The organism is Flavobacterium facile (assembly GCF_036321945.1).
In the GTDB taxonomy this organism is placed as follows: Bacteria; Bacteroidota; Bacteroidia; order Flavobacteriales; family Flavobacteriaceae; genus Flavobacterium; species Flavobacterium facile.
In genome coordinates, this window is record NZ_JAZAYT010000010.1 from 1 (window position 1) to 3,790 (window position 3,790).

4 protein-coding genes are annotated in these 3,790 nt (G+C 29.1%); all 4 read left to right on the top strand.

All coding sequences use genetic code 11. From position 1 onward, the window contains the following. Positions 1-182: transposase (locus UEQ13_RS00070; protein WP_407934642.1), on the top strand; the 182-nt coding region annotated here is incomplete at its 5' end. Positions 183-355: 173 nt separating this feature from the next. Further along, entirely contained in the window at positions 356-2,641 is a 2,286-nt protein-coding gene (locus tag UEQ13_RS00075; RefSeq protein WP_329804340.1) for a DUF7619 domain-containing protein, read from the top strand. A gap of 223 nt (positions 2,642-2,864) precedes the next feature. Then, positions 2,865-3,203 (top strand): type II toxin-antitoxin system RelE/ParE family toxin, encoded by a 339-nt coding sequence (locus tag UEQ13_RS00080; protein ID WP_329804341.1) that lies wholly within the window; start codon positions 2,865-2,867, stop codon positions 3,201-3,203. Between the two features lies 1 nt (position 3,204). Beyond that, the gene (locus tag UEQ13_RS00085) at positions 3,205-3,504 is read left to right on the top strand and encodes a helix-turn-helix domain-containing protein (protein WP_210788449.1); all 300 of its coding nucleotides are present in this window, start codon (positions 3,205-3,207) and stop codon (positions 3,502-3,504) included. Positions 3,505-3,790: the final 286 nt, after the last annotated feature.

The following is a 3,790-nucleotide window of genomic DNA, read 5'->3' on the forward strand; positions in this document are numbered from 1 at the left end:
CTAACGAAAACACGAACGGTTTAATTAGGCGTTTTTTCCCTAAAGGAACTGATTTTAACACCATAACAAACAAACAACTAAAACATGCTGAATTAACTCTAAACAATAGACCTAGAAAGGTTTTAGGATACAAAACACCTCAAGAAAAAATGAACCAAGAAATCACTAACTATATAGCATAAATCAAGCCTATTTCGGAAATAACTTTTGGTCAATTAAAAAGACCAAAAAAGTTATTCTGAAATTAGACAAAATGAAATGAAAATACTATTTTTGATTAGAACAATATTAACTGACCTTGTTGCGTGAAGGTCTTGAATCCGCCCGAAACCGATTAAAATAAATTTTAAAATAAATGAAAACAAAAATCCTTTTTACAATAATTGCTTTTTCAACTTTTTGTAATGCACAAATAGTTAATATTCCTAATGCGATTTTTAAATTGAAGTTACGTACTGCAAGCTCGTCATACCCATACCAAATTGCAAAAAACCTAAGCGGTAGTTATTTTAAAATAGATGAAAACAACGATGGCGAAATACAGCAAAACGAAGCGTTGCAAGTAAAAGAATTAAATGTTTCTGCATCAAGTATTTCAAGTTTGGAGGGTATTCAATATTTTACAAACCTTACTTATTTGCAATGTAACAACAATCAATTAACCAATTTGAATGTAAGTAGCAATACTGCTTTAACAAAATTGCAATGTGAGTACAATCAATTAACCAATTTGAATGTAAGTAATAATACTGTTTTAACTGAATTGCATTGTAACAACAATCAAGTAACCAATTTGAATGTGAGTAGTAATACTGCTTTAATTTATTTGTGGTGTTATGACAATCAATTAACTAATTTGAACTTAAGTAATAATAATACTTTTACTTATTTGGATTGCAACTCAAACCAATTAACAAGTTTAAATGTAAGTGGCGTTACTGCTTTAAGAACTTTGTGGTGTAATAACAATCAGTTAACTAATTTGAATGTGAGCAACAATACTAGTTTAGATAATTTCGAATGTGCAAATAATCAATTAACTAATTTAAATGTTAGTAACAATACTGCTTTAGTTGCTTTGAATTGTGGTAGCAATCAATTAACCAATTTGTTTATTAAAAACAACAAAATTGAAACTTATTTAGATTTTTCTAACAACCCCAATCTGAGTTATATTTGCGCAGATGAGGGGCAACTTGCAGCTGTGCAAACAAAAATAAATGAGTATGGTTATGCAACAACGTGTCATGTAAACACTTATTGTTCCTTCACTCCAGGTGGTACTTTCTATACAATTCAAGGCAATAATAAATTTGATAGTAATAACAATGGTTGTGACAGCAACGACCCTTTTCTTCCAAATTTAAAATACGATATTACTAATGGAACTGTTAACGGAATTTTCATTTCAAATACTTCAGAAAATTATACTATTCCAGTAGGTTCAGGATCACATACCATCAACCCAGTTTTAGAAAACCCAACCTATTTTAATGTATCACCAAGTAATGTTCAGGTTTCTTTTCCAGCAACTGTAAGTCCTTTTAACCAAAACTTTTGCATCACACCCAACGGAATTCATCAAGATGTTGAAGTAACATTAATTCCAATAACGCCCGCACGACCAGGTTTTAATGCAACGTATAAAATTATTTATAAAAACAAAGGCAATCAAGTAGAAAACGGTACAGTAACTTTTGGTTTTGAAAATCAAGATGCTTTAGACGTTGTTTCTACATTACCTGTTTATAATAATGAAAGCAACAATGGTTACGAACGAACTTTAACTTGGAATTATAGCAATTTGCAACCTTTTGAAAGCCGAGAAATTAATGTTATTTTAAACTTAAATTCGCCAACGGAAACACCAGCCTTAAATGCAGGAAATTCATTAACTATGAAGGCCGTGGTAACTCCTTTACTAATTGATGAATATATAGACGATAATGAAATTGGAATCAGACAATTAGTTGTTAATTCCTATGACCCTAACGACAAAACTTGTTTGGAAGGAACAACAATTACACCAAATATGGTTGGCGAATATGTGCATTATGTAATTCGGTTTGAAAACACAGGAACTTTTCCTGCCGAAAATATTGTTGTAAAAGATATAATTGATACAACAAAATTTGATATTAATACTTTAATTCCAATTAAAGGAAGTCATAACTTTGAAACCCGAATTTCAAATACAAATAAAGTAGAATTTATTTTTAAAAATATAAATCTTCCTTTTGATGATCCAAATAATGATGGTTATGTAGCATTTAAAATTAAAACAAAACCAAATTTAGTAGTTGGAAATACTTTTAGCAACCAAGCTAATATTTATTTTGATTATAATTTTCCAATAGTTACGAACAATTACACAACAACGGTTCAAAATACATTAGGCTTACAACAAAATGAAATTATTATTGATGTTTTTGTATATCCAAATCCGGTAAAAGACATTTTATACTTTAATTCAAAAGAAACTATAATAAATATAGAAATTTATGATATTTCTGGAAGAATAATTAGTTCCAATTCAGTTTCTGAAAATAAAATTGATGTGAGCAAATTAAAAATAGGGAATTATATACTAAAACTCTACACTGAAAAAGGAATAATGAATACCAAAATAATGAAAGAATAACGATCTGCCAACAGCAGTTACAAGAAATTGCTAGGCATGGGATTTATCAGAAATGATAATTGTTGAATCAAAGTTTTGCTTATATTTATAGTAGTCAGTGAATGAAGTACGCAACTTCTTATAGCTGCGAAACGTTGTGTGCTATAATTCCGCTGAACGTAAACTACAAGAAAAAAATCAAAATTTACTTGCTAATTGTTAACTTTTAAGATAACTTTGTCAAATGAGCAGAGAAATTATATTTTACGAAAATCATTTTATTGAGTTTTACCAAAGTCAAGATGAAAAGGTAAAAGAAAAAATGAAATACGTTCTTGAATTAATAAAACAAGTTGAGAAAATTCCGGAAAAATTCTTAAAACATTTGACAGGAACAAACGGACTTTATGAAATAAGAATTGAATATCAGTCAAATATTTATAGAATATTTTGTTGCTTTGATAAAGGGAAATTAGTTGTGCTTTTTAATGGTTTTCAGAAAAAATCTCAAAAGACACCAAAAAATGAATTGGAAAAAGCATTGAATTTAATGAACGAGTATTTTCAACAAAAAAACATTTAAAATGAAAGATTATAAAAACATAAAAAATTTCGACCAACTTATTGAAGTTGAACACGGAAAAATCGGAACAGAAAGTAGAAATAGCTACGAAGAAAAATCACAGATGTTCATCATAAGTGAAATGCTTAAAGACGCTCGAAAAGAAGCTAAAATAACTCAAGAGCAATTGGCTGAAAGAACTGGAACAAAAAAAAGCTACATTTCGAGAATTGAAAACGGAAGAGGAAATATTCAACTTTCAACATTAATAAGAATCTTTGAAATAGGATTAAATAAAAGAATTGGGTTAACCTTTTTGTAAGTAAATATTATTACAGCACACAACAGGCGTTTGGAAAGATTGCGAATTTTGTAGTAAATTCACGTTTATTTCTCGCAAGAAATTTTATCTTTAAATAATCGGTTCCGAAATTCGCGACTTCGTGAAGCTGCGGCCCGTTAGCCGTAATTTTAACCCAAAAAGGAGAATTCAATAACTTAATGCAACAAATGATAATTTTTATCTTTGTTGAATTATGGAAAAAAAGCACAAACGACTTACACTAAATGAACGCATTATTATTGAGACTTTACTCAATGAAAATAAG